The sequence below is a fragment of the Pseudomonas sp. TE3786 genome (assembly GCF_054057335.1).
Genome location: NZ_JBSRZF010000003.1, coordinates 42,287 through 62,827, shown reverse-complemented (window position 1 = coordinate 62,827; position 20,541 = coordinate 42,287). Strand labels below are relative to the sequence as shown.

Annotated in this window: 17 protein-coding genes; 11 read left to right on the top strand and 6 right to left on the bottom strand. The window is 62.9% G+C overall.

What is annotated here, in order from left to right; genetic code table 11:
* Positions 1-28 precede the first annotated feature (28 nt).
* Positions 29-592 carry a TetR/AcrR family transcriptional regulator gene (locus tag ACVW0Y_RS04690; protein WP_457436414.1) on the top strand — a complete coding sequence of 188 codons (564 nt, stop codon included), beginning with the start codon at positions 29-31 and terminating at the stop codon, positions 590-592.
* A gap of 90 nt (positions 593-682) precedes the next feature.
* On the opposite strand, the gene ACVW0Y_RS04685 is transcribed toward ACVW0Y_RS04690, so the two are convergent.
* On the bottom strand, positions 683-1,480 hold the full coding sequence (locus tag ACVW0Y_RS04685; protein ID WP_457436413.1) for an SDR family NAD(P)-dependent oxidoreductase: 798 nt from the start codon (positions 1,478-1,480) through the stop codon (positions 683-685).
* Between the two features lie 255 nt (positions 1,481-1,735).
* Between ACVW0Y_RS04685 and ACVW0Y_RS04680 the strand changes: the two genes are divergently transcribed.
* Positions 1,736-2,848, top strand: a complete 1,113-nt coding sequence (locus tag ACVW0Y_RS04680) for an HPP family protein (protein ID WP_457436411.1) — start codon at positions 1,736-1,738, stop codon at positions 2,846-2,848.
* Here the strand turns inward: ACVW0Y_RS04680 and ACVW0Y_RS04675 are convergent.
* Complete coding sequence (locus ACVW0Y_RS04675) at positions 2,845-3,705, bottom strand: LysR family transcriptional regulator (RefSeq protein ID WP_457436409.1); 861 nt, start codon at positions 3,703-3,705, stop codon at positions 2,845-2,847. The genes ACVW0Y_RS04680 and ACVW0Y_RS04675 overlap by 4 nt on opposite strands.
* Before the next feature lie 220 nt (positions 3,706-3,925).
* Here ACVW0Y_RS04675 and ACVW0Y_RS04670 point away from each other — a divergent pair, with 220 nt between their 5' ends.
* The 3 genes from ACVW0Y_RS04670 (at position 3,926) to ACVW0Y_RS04660 (ending at position 6,840) form a co-directional block, all read left to right on the top strand.
* A complete protein-coding gene (locus tag ACVW0Y_RS04670; RefSeq protein WP_457436407.1) occupies positions 3,926-5,161 on the top strand; it encodes a saccharopine dehydrogenase family protein in 1,236 nt (411 codons plus the stop codon).
* A 409-nt stretch (positions 5,162-5,570) separates the two neighbouring features.
* Positions 5,571-6,347 carry a winged helix-turn-helix domain-containing protein gene (locus ACVW0Y_RS04665; protein WP_457436406.1) on the top strand — a complete coding sequence of 259 codons (777 nt, stop codon included), beginning with the start codon at positions 5,571-5,573 and terminating at the stop codon, positions 6,345-6,347.
* On the top strand, positions 6,340-6,840 hold the full coding sequence (locus tag ACVW0Y_RS04660; RefSeq protein ID WP_457436405.1) for a hypothetical protein: 501 nt from the start codon (positions 6,340-6,342) through the stop codon (positions 6,838-6,840). The genes ACVW0Y_RS04665 and ACVW0Y_RS04660 overlap by 8 nt, the downstream gene beginning before the upstream one ends.
* Before the next feature lie 3 nt (positions 6,841-6,843).
* Here the strand turns inward: ACVW0Y_RS04660 and ACVW0Y_RS04655 are convergent, their stop codons facing one another.
* From ACVW0Y_RS04655 to ACVW0Y_RS04645, 3 genes are all read right to left on the bottom strand, one after another.
* Positions 6,844-8,406, bottom strand: a complete 1,563-nt coding sequence (locus tag ACVW0Y_RS04655) for an ATP-binding response regulator (RefSeq protein WP_457436404.1) — start codon at positions 8,404-8,406, stop codon at positions 6,844-6,846.
* A 34-nt stretch (positions 8,407-8,440) separates the two neighbouring features.
* On the bottom strand, positions 8,441-9,589 hold the full coding sequence (locus ACVW0Y_RS04650; RefSeq protein WP_457436403.1) for a response regulator: 1,149 nt from the start codon (positions 9,587-9,589) through the stop codon (positions 8,441-8,443).
* A 105-nt stretch (positions 9,590-9,694) separates the two neighbouring features.
* Positions 9,695-13,381, bottom strand: coding sequence for a PAS domain S-box protein (locus ACVW0Y_RS04645; protein WP_457436402.1), 3,687 nt, complete (start codon positions 13,379-13,381; stop codon positions 9,695-9,697).
* A gap of 231 nt (positions 13,382-13,612) precedes the next feature.
* Here ACVW0Y_RS04645 and ACVW0Y_RS04640 point away from each other — a divergent pair, with 231 nt between their 5' ends.
* From ACVW0Y_RS04640 to ACVW0Y_RS04620, 5 genes are all read left to right on the top strand, one after another.
* Positions 13,613-15,397, top strand: a complete 1,785-nt coding sequence (locus ACVW0Y_RS04640; RefSeq protein WP_457436401.1) for a DUF1538 domain-containing protein — start codon at positions 13,613-13,615, stop codon at positions 15,395-15,397.
* A complete protein-coding gene (locus tag ACVW0Y_RS04635) occupies positions 15,394-15,756 on the top strand; it encodes a P-II family nitrogen regulator (protein WP_457436400.1) in 363 nt (120 codons plus the stop codon). The genes ACVW0Y_RS04640 and ACVW0Y_RS04635 overlap by 4 nt, the downstream gene beginning before the upstream one ends.
* The gene (locus ACVW0Y_RS04630; protein ID WP_457436399.1) at positions 15,753-16,145 is read left to right on the top strand and encodes a hypothetical protein; all 393 of its coding nucleotides are present in this window, start codon (positions 15,753-15,755) and stop codon (positions 16,143-16,145) included. The genes ACVW0Y_RS04635 and ACVW0Y_RS04630 overlap by 4 nt, the downstream gene beginning before the upstream one ends.
* A gap of 75 nt (positions 16,146-16,220) precedes the next feature.
* A complete protein-coding gene (locus tag ACVW0Y_RS04625; RefSeq protein WP_457436398.1) occupies positions 16,221-16,895 on the top strand; it encodes a DUF3313 domain-containing protein in 675 nt (224 codons plus the stop codon).
* Between the two features lie 51 nt (positions 16,896-16,946).
* The gene (locus ACVW0Y_RS04620) at positions 16,947-18,446 is read left to right on the top strand and encodes a transglycosylase SLT domain-containing protein (RefSeq protein ID WP_457436397.1); all 1,500 of its coding nucleotides are present in this window, start codon (positions 16,947-16,949) and stop codon (positions 18,444-18,446) included.
* Between the two features lie 21 nt (positions 18,447-18,467).
* Here the strand turns inward: ACVW0Y_RS04620 and ACVW0Y_RS04615 are convergent, their stop codons facing one another.
* A complete protein-coding gene (locus ACVW0Y_RS04615; RefSeq protein ID WP_457436395.1) occupies positions 18,468-20,099 on the bottom strand; it encodes a SulP family inorganic anion transporter in 1,632 nt (543 codons plus the stop codon).
* A gap of 92 nt (positions 20,100-20,191) precedes the next feature.
* Here ACVW0Y_RS04615 and ACVW0Y_RS04610 point away from each other — a divergent pair, with 92 nt between their 5' ends.
* Positions 20,192-20,527 carry a hypothetical protein gene (locus ACVW0Y_RS04610; RefSeq protein ID WP_457436394.1) on the top strand — a complete coding sequence of 112 codons (336 nt, stop codon included), beginning with the start codon at positions 20,192-20,194 and terminating at the stop codon, positions 20,525-20,527.
* The last annotated feature ends 14 nt before the right edge of the window (positions 20,528-20,541 follow it).

Below are 20,541 nucleotides of genomic sequence, written 5' to 3'. Positions count from 1 at the left end.
GCATTTCACGTCATCGGAGGTTGTTGCCGTGCGTTATTCAGAAGATCACAAGGCACAAACCCATCAGCGCATCATCGACGAAGCCTCGGAGCGGTTTCGCCGCGACGGCGTCGGCGTCACCGGCCTGCAGCCGTTGATGAAGGCCCTGGGCCTGACCCATGGCGGCTTCTATGCGCATTTCAAATCCAAGGATGATCTGGTCGAGCAGGCGTTGAACGCTGCAGTGGAAAAGCTCGCGGTGTCGGTCGACCAGACCTTTGCCGGCGACAACCCGCTGCAGACCTTTATCCGCCAGTACCTCAGTGCCAGCCACCGCGCCAACCCCGGTATGGGTTGCCCGATGCCGACTCTGTGTTCGGAGCTCGGCCAGCGCGGCCAACCCAGCCCGACCACCGACCGTATGGTGGAAAGCCGGGTCAGCAAAATGGCTGAGCATCTTGAAGGGCCGGACGCCACCGAGCAGAGCATCGCCCTGCTGTCGACCATGGTTGGTGCCTTGATGCTGTCTCGCAGCGTTACCGATCCGGAACTTTCCGACCGTATTCTGAAAGGCGCTCGGCAGCAGTTGCTCAAGCAGGTGGAAAACGACTGATCGCGGTAATTGTTGAAAATCGCCAGGCACACCCACGATTGCAGCCCAAGAAGAAGCCCGCCATATGGCGGGCTTTTTATGTAGCGCCGATCAGCTCTGGTAACGCGCCGCCGCCGAGCTATGGGACAGGTTCGGCCCCAGCTTCTGCCGCGCGGCAACAAAAGCGTGCCAATCGGCGGCATCTGGCAACGACGGTATGGTCACCAACTCACCCTGATCAAAACCAGCCAAGGCCGCATCTACCATCTCACCCGCGTCCATCACCATGGCCGCCGGAATACGGTTGGCGTCGATACCGGAACGCTCCCAGATTTCCGTACGAGTCACGCCCGGCAACACCGCCTGCACCTGCACGCCAAACTTGCCCAGCTCACTGTTTAACGACTGGCTGAGGCTCAACACGTAGGCCTTGGTGGCGCTGTAAGTGGCGTTGAACATCTCCGGAGCCAAGGCCACGACAGACGCCAGGTTGATGATTGCGCCACCGCCAACCGCGGCGAAATTGGCACCGGCAGCGGCAGCCAAGTGGGTGACTGCGGTGATATTCAGCTCGAGCATACGGTCAACCGTATCGATATCGGCCTCGTTCAACGGCCCATCCATCGCCACCCCGGCATTGTTCACCAGCACACTGATCGTGCTGTCGCCCCGCAGACGCTGCGCCACGGCCTTGATATCGGCCTTCTGGGTCAGATCGGCCTTCAACACTTCCACCCGCACGCCGTAATCGGCACCAAGGCTGGCCGCCAGTTTGTCCAGGCGCTGCTGATCACGGGCCACCAGCAACAAGTCATAACCACGGCGTGCCAAGCGTTCGGCGTACACCGCGCCGATACCCGACGACGCCCCGGTTACCAGTGCCGTGCCTTTTTCGTTTTGCGTTGTCATTGCAGGTTCTCCATCGCTGTTGCATCGGAAGGCAGTTTTTCTGCCGTTTGGCGTTTGCTGAAACCAAGGCTAGATGGAGTTAGATTACGGGCATAATTTTAAAAGTCTATATGACGAGCAACATTTAACTATCGACCAAAAAGATCGGCGTTAACTGCAACAACTCTGCACTCAAGCAACATTATTATTCGTTTGTACTGACCAAGCGGCCTGACCACACTGCCCGCCGTCATTTCTACCGAGCTTCGCTGCCCGATGTTTGCCGCCTGGTTATCCGCCTTTCTGCCCGCCGCCAGCAACACCCGCCCCACCGAATGGCTACGCGCCGCCTATGGCGCGGCGCTGGCGGTGTTTGCCTGCACCTGGGCCTGTGGCCAGTTGTTTGGTGCCGAGCTTGCCGCCCATTTGCTGGGCCCCTTGGGCGCGTCGGCGGTGCTGCTGTTTGCGGTGTCGTCCGGGGCCCTGGCGCAACCCTGGTCGATTGTCGGCAGCTACGCCGTGGCCACGCTGATGGCGGTGCTTACCCTGCACTTCGTCGGTGGCGGAATCGCTGCGGCGGCGCTGGCGGTGGCCGGCACCTTGGTATTGATGTGCCTGCTGCGTTGCCTGCATCCGCCCGGCGCGGCCCTGACCATCTGCCTGGTGCTCGGTGGGCCGCACCTCACCAGCCTCGGCTGGCAGCTGTTCTACCCGGCGCTGTTCAATGCCTTGGCTTTGCTGAGCTGCGCCCTGCTCTACAACAACCTCAGCGGCGTGCGTTACCCCAAGCGGCCGGCCGCAGCGCCCCATCTGCATGCCACCCAGGATCCTCTGCCCGAAGAACGCGTGGGCATTACCAGCGCCGACCTCGATGACGCCCTGAACGAGCTGGGCGGCTTTGTCGATATCCAGCGCGAAGACCTCAAACAGATCATCCGCACCACCGAGAAAAACGCCCTGCGGCGCAGCATGGGCGCGATTTGCGCCGAGCAGATCATGTCCCGCGATGTACAGACCGCCACCCCGCAGACCACGGTCAAACAGGCATTGGAGCTACTCCGGCATCACCACCTGAAAACCCTGCCGGTACTGGATGAACAGCGGCATCTGGTCGGCATCGTCAGCCTTATCGACCTGGTCAACCAGCGCTCCCGGCCTAGGCGGCGCAACCTGCTGGGTCAGCGTCGGGAGGTGGTGCTGGAAGCAGTCATGAGCCACCCGGTGACCGTCGTGCAACGCAGCACCCATGTGGTGGAAATGATCCCGCTGCTCTCCGACCAGGGCCTGCACTGCCTGCCGGTGCTGGATAAAGGTGAACTGCTGGGCATCGTCACCCAGACCGATCTGATCGCCGCCTTGCACCGCGATCTGTTAATGCACCTGGGCTAAACCGGGTCCCAGCGCTGCGACCAATCGCTGCCGCTGTGCACCACCTCGCGCAACAGGGTGAAGGCTTGCTGCAGCGCCTCGTCATCGCGCTCGCGGGCATATACCAGATAGGCTGGAAAATTGAACTCGGGGGCTTTTTCCACCCGCTCCAGGGCACCGCTATCGAGGTAACTCTGCACCACCCGCGTGCGGAAATAGCCGGCACCGCCGGAGGCCAGAATGTACTGCAGCGCCAATGGCCCATGGTTGAAACCAAGCGCGGCCTTGGCCTTGTCCGGCAATGCCGCATCATGCTGACGACGAAAGCCCTCGCCCCAATCGATATACACATAGGGCTCAGGCAGCTGCGGGTTACGCACCAGAATCAGCTTCTCTTCAAGCAGCAACTCCACCTGCAGGCCCGGCCAATATGCCGGCTGATACACCAGCGCCGCATCCAGCACGCCAAGCTCCAGTTGTTTGAGCAATGCCTGGCCATCACCGATCTCCGCCCGTAGGGCAAAACCCGGCAGCTGCACCCGCAACTGCTGCACCCAACTGAGCATCAGCGGATTGCACAAACTCACCTCACCGCCCACCCGCAACACCGTGCGGTAACCCGGCATCAAGGGCAGATCGCGCTGCGCCGCGGCCCAGGTCTGCACCAGTTGATTGGCAAACACTACAAAGGCCTCGCCATCGGCGGTCAACTTGGCACCGGCGCGGTTGCGCACAAACAGCGTGCACTGGAGCTGACTCTCCAGGTTCTGCACCCGCGCGCTGATGGCCGTCTGCGTCACATGCAGCTGCTCGGCAGCGGCCACCAGGCTGCCGCTGCGGACAATCTGCAAAAAGGTACGGGCGAGTTCGATGTCCATGGCGGGCTCGGTGGGGTACGTGGAGCGATATTGTAGAGAGGCCGGCCGCGGTTCGGGTATTGCCGACTGATCGTCAGATAGGCGAATCGCGGTAACAGCTTGCGTTAGTTTCAGTGGCCCTGGTGCCTTTGGCCCGCTGGCTCAGCTAAGGTAACTCGGGTAAACCGGGCCGCCAAAGAGCGGCCACCCACCGATGCCCTTCTGCGCAAGACCACAGCCAATGAACACACCTGCCTATGACCTCGTCGTTTTCGGTGCCAGCAGCTTTGTTGGCCAGATCCTCACCCGCTATCTGGCCGAGTACCTGCCCGGCGAAGCGCCGACCTTGCGCTGGGCTATCGCCGGCCGCTCGGCGAGCAAACTCGAGGAACTCAAACGTACCCTCGGCCCGTTAGGCCACAACCTGCCGACGATCATCGCCGACGCCGCCAATGAAGCGCAGCTGCAAGCGCTGTGCGGGCAAACCCGGGTGGTGGTGTCCACTGTCGGGCCCTATGCGCTGTATGGCGAACCGCTGGTAAAAGTCTGCGCCGAGACGGGCACTGACTACTGCGACCTCACCGGCGAAGTGCAGTGGATCAAACGCATGCAGGACAAGTACCAAGCCGCCGCCCAGCAATCCGGCGCACGCATCGTGCATTGCTGCGGCTTCGACTCGGTGCCCTCCGATATGGGCGTGTACTTCCTCCAGCAGCAGGCCCAGCGGCAATGGGGCGCACCGGCCAGCCAAGTGAAAATGCGCGTGAAGACACTCAAGGGCGGTGCTTCCGGCGGCACCATCGCCAGCATCATCAACGTCGCCCGGGAGGCTGCCGCCGACCCGGCGCTGCGCAAGGAGCTGATCAACCCCTACTCCATCTGCCCGCCAGGCCATGGGTTGACCGCACGCCAGCACGCCGTGCGCGGGGTCGAGTACGACAGTGATTTTGGCCAATGGACCGGCCCGTTTCTGATGGCCGCCATCAACGAGCCTGTGGTGCACCGTTCCAACGCGTTGTCTGGCAATAGCTACGGCACTTCTTTCACCTACAACGAAGCCACCCTTACCGGCCCCGGCCTCAAAGGACGGCTGACGGCTTTTGCCCTCGTGTTCGGTCTGGGCTTCTTTATGCTCGGGGTGATGATTGCGCCAATCCGCAAATTGCTTGAACGCTTTCTGCTGCCCAAGCCGGGCGAGGGGCCAAGCCCGCAAGCACAGTTGGCCGGGCGTTATGACCTGAGGTTGTTGGGTCGTTCGGCAACCGGCCAGGTGTTGAATGTGAAGGTCACTGGGGACCGCGATCCAGGTTATGGCTCAACCAGCAAGATGCTTGGGCAGGCGGCCATCAGTCTGGCGTTGGATCACCCGCAAGATGGTGGCAAGGGTGGCGGTTTCTGGACGCCGGCGACGCTGTTTGATCAGCGCTATATCGAGCGGCTGACTCGGCATGCAGGGTTGGGGTTTGAGGTGGTGTGATCCCCCCCGTCATCCCAGCCTGCGCTGGGACGACGGTAGTCGGCGCTCATTCATAAACACACACTTGGCGTGTCACTCCTTACTGACCCGCGGCTCCAATATGCCTTTTCAGCCTGGCAGCTGATTCAACTGCCGACAATCGGCTGAATCCAGATCGCGGGCCTTGCCCCGGCCTCACTGCGGGAAATGACATCAGCACATCGCAATCAGCAGTTGCTCATAGCCCCGCTCCAATGTGCGACTACGCTAGGAGCAGCTCACCCCTGACTGAGGGTGACGGGGATTGTCGAGAACGAGCAGCAAGGGAGACGCAGCGTGTTAAGTGATCCATCGGGTATCTCAGGTTTGCCACCGGGCCATAGGGCCGATTCAGGTTGCGCCCTGCCCTCGGCACGCAGGGTCTGATTCCATGAGCATCTTTGTGATCAACCGCCTGGTGCATTTCGACAACGAGACCTTTGTGCTCTACGCCGCCACCTCGCCTGAAGAGGTGCAGCGTATCGGTGCCATCGCCAGTCGCTGCCTGACCCAGTTGTTGCAGGCCAATGGGCAGATCGTCAGCAAGCGCGAGTTGATGAATGGGGCGTGGGGTGCTTTCGGCCTGGAGGTTTCCGACAACAGCCTGGCCCAAGTGGTACGCCAGCTACGGGTGGCCATGGAGACCCTGCAGCCAGGGCAGGAACTGATCCTCACGGTGCCCCGCATCGGCTACAAGATCACCCTGCCGGTGGCGCTGCTGGAGCCCTCCGCGTTAGCGCGTGCGGTCCCTGCCAGCGACGCCGAAGCGCCGCCGATGGCCGCCGAAGGCCCGTCGCCCAGATCGGGCCGTTCCTGGATCAGCCATCTGTCGAAGGGCATGGTGGTGCTGGCCTGCTGGATGACGTTGTTTATATTGCCGGCCCTGCTGCACCCGGGAGCCCTGCCCAACCGCCCTTTTGTCGAGGAGCGCGCCGAGCAGCTCGACGGCATCACCCTGCACCTGGAAAGCATGCCAGCCGGCGCGCTGCAGCCGGACAACCAGCGCCTGGTGGAAATAGCCCGACGACTGGCGCAGCGCATCGGCCTGGCACCGTCCGATCTGCATCTATATCGCCTGGCTGATCGCTACCGCAGCCTGACCCTGCTATGCCAGGGCACGCTGCAGAACGCCGATAGCCAATGTGTCGGGATGCAATTGAATGAATAGCCCGACAATGCGGCGCGGCCTGTTTCTCACCATCAGCGTCCTCAGCCTGGGTGCCGGGTTCTGGTTCAACGGCTCGCCCGCCCTCGATCTGCAATGCAGTGGTCGTATCGCCCAGGCGTTTTCCCGCGAAGAACAGACGCAATGGCTGCTCAGTCAGTACGACCTGGATCTGCGTGCCGAGGGTGAAGGCGATTACAAGGTCAGCTCACGCCTGTTGATTGCCCACCAGGATCCACCCTTGGGCTACTTGCACCGCGCCGCCCGTTTCACTCAGCAGTTGGAGGGTCAGCGTCTGTTGATTCAGGTGTTGCACAGCGGCAAAAGCGCGACAGACAACCTGCAACCTGAGCAACTCAGCGGCCTCGGGTTGTTTGTCTTCAACAAGCATCTGCACCTGCGCTACCGCCTGCGCCAACTCGCTGCGGGCAGCCTGGTGATCGACAACGGCCTGGGCGCGGTGCTGCTTTGTGTGCAGACCCGGCCCGCGACCTGAGCCTTAGCCGATAGCGACTTCTGCGCCAACCGAGGGCAGCCCCAGCAGCAAACAGGTGATGTCCTGCTGCTCATCGACCTCCAGCTCCAGGTTGCCACCCTGGGCCTTGGCCAATTGCCGGGCCGAATAGGTGCCCAGGCCACTGCCACCCGGCTTGCCGCGACTGCTGTATTTCTCAAAGAACTGCGGGCGAAAGTCCGCCGGTACCGCCGGCTGGTTTTCCATGCGGATGCCGATCTCGTCACCTTCTACCATCTGCACCCGCACCCGACTGCCCTGTGGCGCGGCCTCACAGGCGTTCTTCAGCAGGTTGCTGAGCAGCGAATAGCACAACATCGGATCGGCCCAGGCCGGTGCCGTCGGGGCCTCGACGCAGTCCGGCAGACACAGCTCGATGACCAACGCCTTGGCCTGATAGGTAAGCCGCAGTGCTTCGACCATGCTGGTGAGCATCGTGGCCAGATCTACCTCCACCGGCTGCAGTTCGAACTTCCCGGTTTCGATGCGGTACAGCGCGGCCGACAGATTGATCAGGTTCATCGCCTGCAGCGCGTTATCTTCCAGCAGGCGCAACATGCGCTTCTGCCCGGGCAGCAGGTTGCCGCCATCGAGCATGCCACGGGCGATACCAAGCACGCCGCTCAGCGGGGCCTTCAAATCGTGGCGGGTGATCTGCTCGACCTCCTCGCGCAGCCGCGCCTGCATCAGCAGCTCGTTGCATTCGGCCTGCACCTGCTGGTGCCGTTCGACATGGCGCAACAAGTTGCTCACCCGCAGCTTCAGCAGGCGCATATCCATCGGTTTGTGCACAAAGTCCACGGCACCCAGTTCCAGGCCACGGTGCAGCGCCTCGGGGTCGTTCATCGCGGTGATAAAGATCAATGGAATCTGGCTGGCATGGGGATGGCTGCGCAGCTGTTCGGCCAGCTCGAAGCCGTCCATATCCGGCATCATCACATCCAGCAGAATCAGATCCGGCGGCGTACTCGAGGTGCAGATACCCAGCGCGGTCTGCCCATCCTGGGCCAGACGGACCCGGTACTCGGGCTTGAACAGCCCGGCGATCAGGCCGAGGTTTTCCGGCATATCGTCCACCGCCAGCAACGTTGGTCGCCGCTTGCTGGCCGCAGGTGCTGGTACAGGTGCCGGTGCTGCAACCGGTTGCGTCGGCAGTGCCTGGTATTTCGGCCGATGGCGCATGGCCTGCTCCAGCTGCTGCGCCAGGCTCTGCGGGTTGTAGGGTTTGATCAGGATGCTGCTGACACCACTGTCGATCAGCCGGGTGATCTGCTCCCGCTCGCATTCGGCGGTGATCATCATAAATGGCAGGTGCGCGGTACGTTTGTCGCTGCGCACCTTGATCAACAGCTCCAGCCCGGTCATCACCGGCATGTTCCAGTCCGAGACGATCACATCGACGCGACGGCTATTGATGATGTTCAACGCCTCCAGGCCATTGTTGGCCAGCAGTATCTGCCGCGCCCCCAAACGGCTCAGCTGGTTGCTGTTGATCTTGCGCATGGAGTCGGCATCGTCGACGACGAGGAAGACGGTCTGTTCAAACATCGGTAAACGCTCCGAGGGAAAGGCTGGCGGCTGTTCAGGCACTCAACCGCGGTTGGGCAGTGGCCAGGAGTTCCTGCTTGGCGTGCAGCGTCTCGTCGGTGTCGGCATAGCGCTGGGCGATATCCTGAAACTCCTGCTCCAGGCTCAGAAAGGCCTGCACCACATCCGGATCGAAGTGCGTGCCGCAGCCCTCGCAAATGATTGCCGCCGCCTTGGAGTGGGGCATTTCCGGTTTGTACACGCGGCGGCTGATCACCGCGTCGTAGACGTCGGCAACCGCCATCAAGCGGGCGCTAAGGGGAATCGCCTCGCCGCTGAGGCCCTCGGGGTAGCCGCTACCGTCCCACTTCTCGTGGTGGCAGAGGGCAATTTCCTTGGCGATGCGCAGAAACGGCACGGGCATGCCCAACAGCTCTTCTGCCTTGACCAGCGCTGCGTAGCCCAGGCGCGGGTGATGCTTCATCACTTCGAATTCGTGGGGTTCGAAACGCCCTGGCTTGAGCAGGATATGGTCGGGAATGCCGACCTTGCCGATGTCGTGCAGGGGCGCGGATTTGTACAGAAGTTCGATGCTCGCCTCGTCCAGCACAGCGGCGAAGCGCGGCAACTTGCGCAGCTGGTAGGCCAGCGCACGCACATAGTGCTGGGTACGGCGCAGATGGTTGCCGGTCTCGTTGTCGCGGGTTTCGGCCAGCGAAGCCAGGGCCAGAATGGTCACATCGTGCACCGCCTGCAGCTCGCTGGTGCGCTGTTCTACCTCCTGGTCGAGGTCGGCGTTGCGCTGGCGCAACTGGTCGGCAGCCAGCTTCAGGCGCAATTGGCTGCGAACCCGGGCCAGCAGCACGGTGGGCTCCAGTGGCTTGCTGAGGTAATCGACCGCGCCAAGATCCAGGCCGTACTGCTGGTCTTCGGCTTGCTGCTTCGCGGTGAGAAACAGCACTGGCACGTCGCGGGTCAGTGGGTTGGCCTGCAGACGGCGGCACACCTCGTAGCCGTCCATGTCCGGCATCATCACATCCAGCAGGATCAGGTCGGGCTGGGTGCGCTGGGCGATCTCCAGGGCATTGGTGCCGTTGGAGGCCACCCGCAAGTGGTAGTCGCGGTGCAGCAACTCGTGCATCAGGCGCAGGTTCTCGGGGCCGTCATCCACCACGAGCAGCGTGTGTCGTTTTTTATCGGTCATTTTCAGACACTCCAGGCGGCCCATAGCGGGCTATGACCATTACTCCACGGCCCCGGCTGAAGTGCTGTGAAATGGGCTGAATCAGCATGAATTGCGCTGAATCCTTTAACCGGCCGGTTCCAGCCGCACGCATAGCGCCTCCTCCAGGCAAGCCCTGGCCTTGTCGAATTCGAAACGCTGTAGCGCCGCCGACAAGCGCGCCACCTGCTGAGGAAACGCCGCGCGTAATAACGGCGCATGGCTGGTGAAACAGGACAAGGCTTCACTGTCGTAGTCCGCCAGCAGCTCGGAGAGTTGCGCGCATATCTGCCGCAAGAGCGCGTCGTCCACCTCGGCCGCCACCTCGTACTCAGTGGTCTGCAACTGGCGCAACTGCTCGAGCAACGGCTGCAGCGCCGCTGCCAGCGCCGCCAGCAGCGGCTGACAGGCAAGCGTGACGCCGTGCTCGCGCAACTGCTGTTCCAGAGCACCGGCAGCAGTGGCCACGGCCTCTGCCCCCAGGGTCGCGGAAATTCCGCGGCAACCATGGGCGAGCAGTTCGGCACCCGGTGCGTCGCCAGCGCTCAGCCGGCTTTGCAGTTGCGCCAGCAGGTGTTCCTGGCCGAGTAGAAACTGACCGAGCAATTGTCGGTACAGCGCCTCATTGCCCAGCAGCCGACGCAGCCCCGCCTGGGTATCGACACCCTCCAGCTGCAGCTGCGCTGTCTGGATCGGGGCCTGCACCGGCTGCCAACGCCCGCCCAGCCAGCGTTGCAGCACGCCTTGCAGGGTCTGTGGTTCAAAGGGCTTGCTGATAAAGTCGTTCATCCCGGCGGCCTGACAGGCCTCGCGATCTTCCCGCATGGCATTGGCGGTCATGGCCACCACCGGCAGCCCGGCCAGCTCGGGGCGCAGCCGCAGTGCGCGGGTTGCGGCCAGGCCATCCATCACCGGCATCTGCATATCCATAAACACCAGCTCGTAGTCCTGCCCGGCGAGCAGCTCCAGGGCCTGCTGACCGTTGCCGGCGATATCCACCTGACAACCCATGGCCTGCAGCAATTCGGCCGCCACCTGCTGGTTCAAGTCGTTGTCCTCGACCAACAGCACCCGCACGCCCAAGGCCTGCCCCGCTACCCAACTGGAGCCGCCGCTCGGCTGCTCGCGCAAGGGCGCATGGGCCAACTGCAGGTTGGCGCTGAAGCTGAAGGTGCTGCCCTCGCCCGGCGTGCTGAGCACCTTGACCTGGCCGCCCATCAACTCCGTCAGCTGCTTGGCAATGGCCAGGCCCAGGCCGGTCCCGCCGTAGCGCCGGGTGGTGGAGGCATCGGCCTGCTGGAAACTCTGGAACAGCTTGGCGCACTGTTCGGCACTCAGACCAATGCCGGTGTCGCGCACCGAGAACTCCAGGCACAACCCCGCGCCGCTCGACTGGCAGCGCTGCACAGCGACCTCGATACTGCCCCGCTCGGTAAACTTCACCGCGTTGCTCAGGTAGTTGAGCAGGATCTGCCGCAGGCGCAACGGATCGCCGTGCAACTGGTCCGGCACCTGCGCGGCCACCACCAGGCTCAGCGCCAGGCCCTTATCGAGCAGACGCGCCTGGACCAGGTCGGTGGTCTCCTGCAGCAGGCACTTGAGGCTGAAATCCTGGGGATCGAGTTGCAGCTTGCCGGCTTCGATCTTGGAGAAGTCCAGAATATCGTCGAGGACCCCCAGCAGGTGCCGGCTGGAGCTCTGCACCTTGCCCAGATAGTCGCGCTGGCGCTCGTCCAGGCGGGTCGCCAACACCAGGTGGGTCATGCCCATGATGGCGTTCATCGGCGTGCGGATTTCGTGGCTCATATTGGCCAGAAACTCGGCCTTGATCCGCACCGCTGCCTCAGCCAGTTCACGGGCCTCACGCATTTCCGCAGCGGCGGCGTTCTGCAGCGAGACATCCTTGATCAACCAGATCGAACCCTGGCTCATATCGCCGGGGCTCACCGCCCGCGCGCTGACCGCGCCCCAGAAGTGGCTACCGTCCTGACGGCGCAGATGCAGCTCGCGGCGATAGGTTTCGCCCTGGTTCAGCAGCTGACGGATATCGCTAATGCTGTCATGGTCGCTGTCCGCATCCAGCCAGATCAGCGGCGATTTACCCAGCAGCTCACCCTCGGCATAGCCAAAGAAATCATGCAGGCTGGAGTTGGCTTGCACGATGACCTCGCCGTTGATGAAGGCGATGCCATTGGGCGCGGCCATCAGAATCGCCCGCTGCTGCTCGTGGGCCAGCTGCAGGCGGCGTTCGTGCTGCTTGCGCTCGGTCAGATCGCGAATCACCACACACAGCGACTGACTGTCGCCACTCAACGAAGGCAGCAACGACACCCGTATTTCGATGGGAAACTCGCTGCCATCAAAACGCAGCGCCATACCCTCGCCCACTTGGTTAAGGGCGGGGTCGAGGTAAAAGTTGCGCAGGATGTTGGCCAGCAGCTGGCGCTGCCCTTCCGGCACCAGCACTCGGTAGTGCCGCCCCAACAGGCCATCGCCGGGGTAGCCGAGGATGCGTTCACATTCCAGGTTGGCGAGGATGATTCGCCCACTCATATCGAGCACCAGCAAGCCATCGGGGGCGGCCTCGACTATGCCGCGGTACCAGCGTTCGGTGGCCGTCAGGGCACTGCGCTGATATTCCAGCTGCTCGGCCTGGTCGCGCGCCTGCTGCAACAGACGCTGCTTGTACTCGCGTTGCAACATCAGGCCCCACCAGGCATGCAGCGGCTCGTGCAGGGCCTGCAGCAAGGCCTGCTGGCGGGCGTCGGGGGTCTGTTGCAGGCGCAGATCGAGGGTGTCGTCCTGACGATCGCCCCAGCGCAGCGGCAGACGGTAAAGCCGATCGCCCCCTGCAACCTCCTGGCAGCCCCCCTGTTCGCAGAAGCACACCTCGACACCCGGCAGCCAGGGTTGCACCAGCTCTTCCAGCCGGCTGATCAGCGCGCTGCGGCTCAGGCAGGTCGGCAGCTCCTGGGCCAATTGACCCAGGCAATCCTTGACCCACTGCTGACGCAATACCTGCTGATTGACCACCCGGTAATCATCCAGGGCACGGGCCAGTTCGCCGAGCTCGTCCGGCGCATGGCTATGCTCGAGGTCGTCCAGCTCTTCACCGGTCTGCAGGCGCCGAGTCTGCTCGGTGAGGCGGCGCAGCGGCATCAGCAGCTTGTGGCGCACAAACAGCTGGGCAAGCACCACGTAGATCATGGTCAGCCCCAACACCAGCGCCGCCAGGCGCTTGACCTTTGCCGCCTCGTCGACGGAAGCGGCCATCAGTTGGTTCTGATAGGCGGCGCTGTGCGTGCGGAACTCGTCCAGCAATGTGGAGATTGACAGCTCGCTCTGCACATAGGGTGCCCCTTCCAACAGGCTGCTGCGCCCGGTGGCGTAGCCCTCTTCCATCGCCTGCTGCTCCAAGCGGGTTTGCAACTGATCGGCCTCAAGCACCTGGCGCAACTGGCGCTGCTGCATGGGTAGCAGCTCGGCCTCACGCAATTGCCGAAGCGATTGGTCGATGCCGCCGGCGTGGGCCATCTCCTGATATTGCTCGCGGTAAAACGCGTCGCCAGTGGCCACATAGAGGCGGGCGAACTGGGTCATGCGGCGATTATCGACGGACACCTGCGCGGTCAGGCTGACCACCTGGATGCTCTGCTGCGCCATGCGCAGGCTCTGCTGGTTGTACTGCTCGGCCTGCCACATGCTGAACAGGCACGCACCGCCAATGATCAGCATGCCGGTGGCCAGCCATTTGCTCAATCGATCGATGCTCATGGGCCGTTTCCTCGAGTGCGGGCGAGCAGCGCTTCGCCTCGGGGAATTGACTCATGGACAGCCACACTGGCGCTCTGAAATCAGCTGAAAAGTTATGAAATCAGACGCGATTTAAAACCGGCAGCGGCTTGGACGCAGCTGCAAAAGGTTACTACCCTCTAGCCGACATCGCGGCAAAGCCAGCCCCTGTGTCAGTCGGACCTTGGTAGACCAATCTGAGTAAACGACCTGATGAATGAACCCATTCGCTACGCCGACTACCTGCACATGATCGGCGCCGGTCGCCGGGAAATACCGTTACGGGAAATCGTCGCCGCGCCAGTGAGGGGTGCCGATGGACGTTGGCAGCCATCGCCCCACCAGGGCGCGACCTTACGCTGGAACGAAATAGTCGCCATCCTCAAGCCCTATCTCAATGTGCGTTTGATGGAGCAAGTGCGCGCCGTGGTGCCCCTGGCGCTGTACCTGGCGCTGTTCCAGATCGTGATTCTGCGTCAGGTGGTCGATGACGCGTTGCTGGTGACTGCCGGCCTTACGGCCGTAATCGTCGGGCTGATGCTGTTTATGGAAGGGCTGAAGCTCGGGCTGATGCCGCTGGGGGAAATAATTGGCAGCACGCTGCCGCGCAAGTCGTCTTTACCCGTGGTGTTGCTGGTCACCCTACTGTTGGGCATCGGCGTGACGTTCGCCGAACCGGCCATCGGTGCCTTGCGCGCCGCCGGGCAGAACGTATCGGCAGAACGGGCGCCCTACCTCTGGGCGATTCTCAACCAGTGGACCAGCGAGCTGGTGCTGGTGGTGGGAATCAGCGTGGGCCTGGCGGCCGTTACCGGCACCCTGCGGTTTCTCTACGGCTGGAGCCTGAAGCCGTTGATATACCTGGCCCTGGTGCCGGTGCTGCTGCTCACCGGGTATATGGCCAGCGACGCGGAACTGGCCAAGGTCATCGGCCTGGCCTGGGACGCCGGCGCGGTCACCACCGGGCCGGTCACCGTCCCCCTGGTGCTGGCCTTGGGCATCGGCATCGCGGCAGCCGCGGGCAAAGGTGACTCCGGCTTGTCCGGCTTTGGCATCGTGACGCTGGCTTCGTTGTTTCCCGTAATAGGCGTGATGCTGCTGGCCCTGTACGTGGCGGCCAGCACCTCGCCTGGCGAAATCATCGCCGCCGCCCAGGCGGCAGCCGGTGCCGGGCAACAGGTGATGCAGTGGTACGAGGTAAGCCCCGGTCTGGAGGTGGTGTCGGGGGTGCGGGCCATCGTGCCGCTGGTGATTTTCCTGTTGCTGGTGCTGAAGCTGTTACTGCGCCACACCCTGCAGCGGCGCGCCGAAATCCTTCTGGGCATCGGCCTGACCGTGGTCGGCATGTGCATCTTCAACCTTGGCCTGACCTACGGCCTGTCCGCCCTCGGTGCCAGTGCCGGTTCGTTGATACCGGCGGCCTTTATGGCCATCGAGGGCGTGGAAAAATCGCCGCTGTATATCTATCAAGTGGGCCTGGTACTGACCCTCGCCTTTGCCTGGGTGCTGGGCTACGGGGCGACTGTCGCCGAACCGGCGCTGAATGCCCTGGGCGTGACGGCGGAAACCCTGACCAATGGTTTTATCCGCCGGCGTACCTTGATCCGCGCGGTGTCCATCGGCGTGGCCAGCGGCATTGCCATCGCCGTGGCCAAGCTGGTGTTCAGCCTGCCACTGGCCTGGCTGGTTATCCCCGCCTACCTGTTCGCCGCGCTGCTGACGGTGTTTTCCAGCGAAGAGTTCGTCAACGTCGCCTGGGACAGTGCCGGCGTGACCACCGGCCCGATCACCGTGCCGCTGGTGCTGGCCATGGGGCTGGGGCTGGGTAATGCCACCCATGCCGTCGAAGGTTTCGGCATTCTCTGCATGGCCTCGGCGGGCCCGATCATTACTGTTTTGCTGCTCGGCCAATGGGCCCGCGTGCAGCTGTGGAGGCAAGCCAAAGAGGCGCAGCAACACCCCGTTACGCCAGTCATAAACGCAGGAGAAGTGCGATGAAAACGGACGGCATTACCTACCTTACCGATGTAAGTCTGATTACCTGCATCGTCACCGCCGGGCGCGCCGATCAGGTGATCCTGGCCGCCCAGGGCATGGGCACCCCCGGTGCCATCGTGTTCCACGCCCACGGCCTGGGCCCCCGCGAGCGTCACGGCCTGCTGGGCATCGCCATAGACGCGGAAAAAGAGGTGGTCAGCCTGCTGGTGGCAGCCGATTACCAGGACGCCGTGCTCGAAGCGATTTACTACGCCGCCAAACTCGATGTACCTGGGGCCGGCATGATCTACGCAACGCCGGTGGAGAAAGTCGCCACCTATATTCCCCGTCAGATGCTGGAACAAGGAAACCTCTTGTGAGCGACGCCTTTACCGGTATTCCGGGCGCTGCGGCCAAGCGGATCACCTGCATATTGCCCGACAACGGCAGCGACCGCCGCCTGCTGCAACTGCTGCGTGAAGTGCATGGCATCACCCGCGCCGACAGCCTGCACTGTCGCCGCGTACCCGCCCTGCAAGCGGCCAAGGCAGCGCGCAACAAGGTGCCGGAAGCGAGCCTGTCGCGGGTGGTCAACGTGGTGGTGGATGAAGCACAGGCCGACGCGGTGTTCGAGTTTATCTGTGCCGAGGCCGGGCTGAACGAACCTGGCAGTGGCATGGTGTATATGGTCGCCTTGAGTTTCGCCACGCCGCTGGTGATGCCGGCGGGCGTGCCGGAGGAAGCCCGCGCCAAGGTGGCGGCACCCTGACAAAAAAAAATCTGCCAGCGTGCCTGCACGGCAACGCCGGTTTGTTTCAGCAGCTGACCAAGCGAGTAGTAACGTATGGATGCATCAAGGAATGGCTTGCTGGGCGTGGCGCTCAGCGTATTGGTAGTGGCTGGCTGCACATCGAAGATAACCGAGGAAGATCAGTACTCCGGTTATCTGGATCGCTACGACGTCTTGCAACCCACCGTCGCTTCCAGCGGCGAGCCGACCCTGCGTTGGGTAGCGCCCGACTTCAGTCCGGCAGCGTTCGACACCGTGCTGTTCGATGGCCTGGAGCTGTACCCGGCACCCCGAGCGACGGACCGGATCAATGCCAACACCTTCCAGCAATTGCAGCAGACCACCAACCAGGCGGTGGTCAAAGCCCTCTCCTCCCGCTATCGGGTGATCACCACCCTGCAACCGACGCCCGCCGGTGCGCGGGTATTGGTGCTGCAGGCGGCGATCACCGGCGTCAGTGCCTCGCCCGAGGGCATGCGCTGGTATGAGGTGCTGCCGGTTACCGCCGTGCTCGGCGGAATCAGCGCCGCCACCGGGCAGCGGGATCAAAACAGCGAACTCTATGTGGAAGCCATGCTGCTCGATCCGCACAGCCACCAACCGGTGGTGCGCGCAGTGCGCAAAGTGTTCGGCAAAAAGCTGGCAAATGACGCGGTGCAGATCAGCCCCGCCGACTTCAACCAAGCCATCAACGCCCTGAGCAGTGACCTGAGCGGCTTTATCCGCTGAGTACCAATAAAAACGCGTAACCCTCTTTTTGCCAATTTTGGCGGGAGCAGCATGAACAGGTTCGAGCAAAGGGTCGAGACGTTATTGGCCGCGGTATTGCTGTTGTCGTGCGTGACGGTTCAGGCCATTGAAATACCGCTGACGGGCTTGCAATTGAGCCCCCAGGACGAAGCGCAGGTCGAGGCCATGGTGTTGCATGTGCCGGACAACTGGATCGGCGATTTCAACGGCATGCAAAAGCACCGCGTAGTGCGCCTGTTGGTGCCGTACAGCCGCACCTTCTTTGCGGTTGACCAGGGCCATCAACAAGGGATCAGCTACGAATTCGGCAAGGCCCTGGAGGTCTGGCTGAATAAAAAGCACCCGTTCAAACGCAAGTCGCTGCAATGGCGGGTGTTGTTTATTCCCGTGGCGCGTGACGAGCTGATTCCCAAGCTGCTCGAAGGTGCCGGCGATATCGCCGCCGGCGGCCTGACCATTACCGAGGGCCGCTTGCAACGCGTGGATTTCGCCGCGCCCTTCGCCACCGATATTCGTGAAGCCGTGGTGATCGCGCCAGGCCGCCCGCCGCTGCAGAACATTGAAGCGCTGTCCGGCCGTGAAGTGATGGTGCGCGCCTCCAGCAGCTACTTCGAACACCTCAACAGCCTCAACCAGAGGCTCAAGGCCAAGGGCCTGGCACCGGTCCGGATCAACGCCGCCGACGAAAACCTGGAGCCCGAAGACCTGTTGGCCATGGTCAACGCCGGCCTGATCGAGGCCACGGTCGTCGACCGCTATATCGCCGAAGCCTGGAGCCCGCTGTACACCCAGATGCAGATTCAGGACAGCTTCTATCTGGATAACAGCGCGCAGTTTGCCTGGGCGATCCGCAAAGGCAGCCCGCGGCTGAAACAGGAGCTGGCGGCCTTTGTGAAGACCCACAAGCTGGGCACCTTGTTCGGCAACTCACTGCGCAACAAATACGTCAGCGACGGCAAGCAACTGGTCGATGCCACCTCGGACGCCGAGATGCAGAAGTTTGAGGAAATGGTCGGGCTGTTTCAAAAGCATGCCGATACCTACTCGTTCGACTACCTGATGCTTATGGCCCAGGGCTTTCAGGAATCCCAGCTGAACCAGAACGTGCGCAGCTCGGCCGGCGCAGTGGGCGTGATGCAGCTGCTACCGTCCACCGCTGCCGACCCGGGCGTGGCTATTGAAGGGGTGGACAAGAGCGCCGACAGGAACATCGAGGCCGGCAGCAAGTACATGCGCCTGCTTGCCGACACCTACCTCAACGACCCCGGACTGACCCCACGCAACAAGATGCTGATGACCTTCGCCGCCTACAACGCCGGCCCCAGCAACCTGCGCAAATTCCGCCGCCTGGCCCAGGCATCGGGGCTGGACCCCAATGTCTGGTTCGGCAACGTCGAACATGCCGCTGCCCGCCTGGTGGGGCGTGAGCCCGTCGACTATGTAGGCAACATCTACAAGTACTATGTGGCCTACAAGCTGGCGGCAGAAAAACGCAAAGGCCCGACCGACCCGGTGGTTCGACGCCCGTAACGGTTACGTTTGACCGCGCGTTCAGCCCTGGCTGAGATGGCTGAACGCGGCAGAGGTGGTGCCAAACAGCTGACCACTGAGCTGCTGCTGAATCAACGCGCTGTGCTGCAGTCGGTCCATCACCGGCCCTTTGATTTCCGCCAGATGCAGCTTCACCCCGCGCTCCAGCAGATTGCGATTCAGCTCGCTGAGCGCCAGCAGCCCGGAGTAGTCCACCAGGTTGACCGCCGACATCACCAGCACCACATGCTCAGCCGCCGGTGGCAGCAGTTGCTCCACCCGTTGCACCACCACCCCGGCATTGCCGAAGAACAGACCGGCATCCACCCGCAGCAACAGCGCGTTGTCCAGCGTCTGCACCTGATAACGCTGGACGTTGCGAAAGCTCTGGCCGTCCGGCATGCGCCCGAGCACCGCGATATGCGGCCGACTGGCACGGGCCAGCAGGCTGCCAACCGACACCAGCACACCGATCAACACACCCGCCTCGATACCCAGCGTCAGCACCCCAGCGGCGGTCGCCAGCCAGGCGATACCGTCGCGCCGGTCATAACGCCAGGCAGCGCGCAGGCTGCCGAGGTCGAACATGCCCAGCACCGCCACAATGATGGTGGCCGCCAGCGCCGGCAACGGCAGCCAGGCCAGCCACGCGGGGGCACTCCACAACGCGACCATAAGCAGTGCGGCGCTGATTACACTGGCCAACTGACTATTGGCCCCGGCCGCCATATTCGCCGCGGAGCGCGACAACCCGCCGCTCACCGGAAAGCCGGAAAACAACGCGCTCGCCAGGTTGGCGGCACCCTGGCCGAACAGCTCATGGTTACTGTCGAAACGCCCGCGGTGCTGCTCGGCCGCCATCTGCGCCACCGACTGGCTGGAGAGAAACACCATAAAGGCGATCAGCAGCGCCGGGGTCGCCAGTTCACGCCAATGCCCAGCGCCAACCGGCCATTGCAGCGCTGGCATGCCAGCCGGCAGCGCGCCCAGAACCTGCACCCCTGCCTGCTGCCACTCCAGCGCGCTGACCAGAAATCCAGCCAACACCAAACTGATCACCGGTGCCAGGCGACTGAGGGTAACGGCGGTCTTGGCGCTGAGGCCCAGACGTTGCAACACAGGCGGCAGGCCATAACGCGCCAGCAACAGCAGACCGAGGGTGCTCAGCCCGAGCAGGCATGAGGCGCGATTGGGCGCAACCAGCGGCCCCCCAAGCAGAGCTGGCAACTGCGCCTGGATGATCAACAGCGTGGTCGCACAGGTAAAACCCGCCAACACCGGACGACTGAGCAGATTGCTGAGAAAGCCCAAACGCAACGCGGCACACAGACACAACAGCACCCCGACCAACAAGGCCAGTTGCGCCGCCAACAGCACATACTCCGCCGACCCCGGCGCCGCCAGCCCCGCCAACGCCGTAGCGGTCATCAACGAGGTGATCGCCATCGGTCCCACCGACTGAATGGCACTGCGCCCCACCAGCGCATACGCCAGCGCCGGCACAATGCTCGCGTACAGCCCCACCACCGCCGGCAGCCCGGCCATCAAGGCGTAGGCCATGCCCTGCGGCAACATCATCAAGGCCACCAGCAGCCCGCCACTGATGTCCCCCACGAGCATGTCGCGACGATAGTTCTTAAGCCATTGCAGCACGCGACCTCCTCAGCAAAACAATCTGGCAACCGCACGCTGCGCTGGGTTGAGCATGGTGGGTTGGGGGGAGCATGTTCCGGGGAAATCGTGGGGTGAGCAAGGCCGACAACCAAAGGAGTTTTCCCATGCTCAATCAAAGCCTCGCCCGCCTTACCGAGTTGCACAGGCAACTGACCCCTCTGCTGAGTGCCGATAGCCCAGCGCTCGCCGCTCACCTCCACGAACTGGCCAGGATTACCGAAGACCTGCAGCATTTGAAGGCTGTCGGTTCGCAGCTGAACCATTTGAGCGGTGCCTTTGAACTGTTAGTGGAACTGCCGGGCACAGCGCACAACCGGCAGTTGGATGGCGGACGGTTGCAGTGCTTGATGGAACCGTTGTTGCGCAAGCTGCTCGATGCGCAGCAGCTTTTGGATAAAGTGGCGTAAAACGCCGGGCATAA

Excerpts from the sequence above, each read along its gene's own strand:
- ACVW0Y_RS04635 (WP_457436400.1), top strand. The coding sequence starts at position 15,394 with ATGAAAACGGACGGCATTACCTACCTTACCGATGTAAGTCTGATTACC.
- ACVW0Y_RS04655 (WP_457436404.1), bottom strand. The coding sequence starts at position 8,406 with ATGTTTGAACAGACCGTCTTCCTCGTCGTCGACGATGCCGACTCCATG.
- ACVW0Y_RS04675 (WP_457436409.1), bottom strand. The coding sequence starts at position 3,705 with ATGGACATCGAACTCGCCCGTACCTTTTTGCAGATTGTCCGCAGCGGC.
- ACVW0Y_RS04680 (WP_457436411.1), top strand. The coding sequence starts at position 1,736 with ATGTTTGCCGCCTGGTTATCCGCCTTTCTGCCCGCCGCCAGCAACACC.
- ACVW0Y_RS04685 (WP_457436413.1), bottom strand. The coding sequence starts at position 1,480 with ATGACAACGCAAAACGAAAAAGGCACGGCACTGGTAACCGGGGCGTCG.
- ACVW0Y_RS04640 (WP_457436401.1), top strand. The coding sequence starts at position 13,613 with ATGAATGAACCCATTCGCTACGCCGACTACCTGCACATGATCGGCGCC.
- ACVW0Y_RS04645 (WP_457436402.1), bottom strand. The coding sequence starts at position 13,381 with ATGAGCATCGATCGATTGAGCAAATGGCTGGCCACCGGCATGCTGATC.
- ACVW0Y_RS04650 (WP_457436403.1), bottom strand. The coding sequence starts at position 9,589 with ATGACCGATAAAAAACGACACACGCTGCTCGTGGTGGATGACGGCCCC.
- ACVW0Y_RS04665 (WP_457436406.1), top strand. The coding sequence starts at position 5,571 with ATGAGCATCTTTGTGATCAACCGCCTGGTGCATTTCGACAACGAGACC.
- ACVW0Y_RS04625 (WP_457436398.1), top strand. The coding sequence starts at position 16,221 with ATGGATGCATCAAGGAATGGCTTGCTGGGCGTGGCGCTCAGCGTATTG.
- ACVW0Y_RS04670 (WP_457436407.1), top strand. The coding sequence starts at position 3,926 with ATGAACACACCTGCCTATGACCTCGTCGTTTTCGGTGCCAGCAGCTTT.
- ACVW0Y_RS04620 (WP_457436397.1), top strand. The coding sequence starts at position 16,947 with ATGAACAGGTTCGAGCAAAGGGTCGAGACGTTATTGGCCGCGGTATTG.
- ACVW0Y_RS04660 (WP_457436405.1), top strand. The coding sequence starts at position 6,340 with ATGAATAGCCCGACAATGCGGCGCGGCCTGTTTCTCACCATCAGCGTC.